General features: G+C 57.4%; 2 rRNA genes. Both read right to left on the reverse strand.

Annotation, left to right across the window (positions count from 1 at the left end):
- Window positions 1–84: ribosomal RNA gene (locus IU449_RS28705) — 23S ribosomal RNA — on the reverse strand; the annotation flags it as partial.
- Window positions 85–411: 327 nt separating this feature from the next.
- Window positions 412–528: ribosomal RNA gene (locus tag IU449_RS28710) — 16S ribosomal RNA — on the reverse strand; the annotation flags it as partial.

Genomic DNA, 528 nt, shown 5'->3' on the forward strand with positions numbered 1-528 from the left:
TCCCCGAGGCTTATCGCAGCCTCCTACGTCCTTCATCGGCTCCTGGTGCCAAGGCATCCACCGTACGCTCTTAAACACTTACTAACAAAGATGCTCGCGTCCACTGTGCAGTTCTCAAACAACACACCCACCCGAACCTGATTCGAAGCCGGCCAGAGTCCGAAAACCCTGCGGTACTAACCGAAGATCCGAGCGGATCGTATTTTTGCCTGGAAAGAACGTCTGTTCTTTCAGGACCCAACAGTGTGTCGACATATCACCCACAACCACCAGCCATGAGCCAGCAGTCCTACGCGGGAGAGGTTGTCAGCGTTCCACCCATGAGCTCCGCAGTCCCACATTCGGGGACATAAGCGGCTCTGCCAGGAGCGGCCTCGACTCTTCGAGACACTCACTGGAGATGCTCCTTAGAAAGGAGGTGATCCAGCCGCACCTTCCGGTACGGCTACCTTGTTACGACTTCGTCCCAATCGCCGATCCCACCTTCGACGGCTCCCTCCCACAAGGGGTTAGGCCACCGGCTTCGGG

Source organism: Nocardia higoensis (assembly GCF_015477835.1).
GTDB lineage: Bacteria > Actinomycetota > Actinomycetes > Mycobacteriales > Mycobacteriaceae > Nocardia > Nocardia higoensis_A.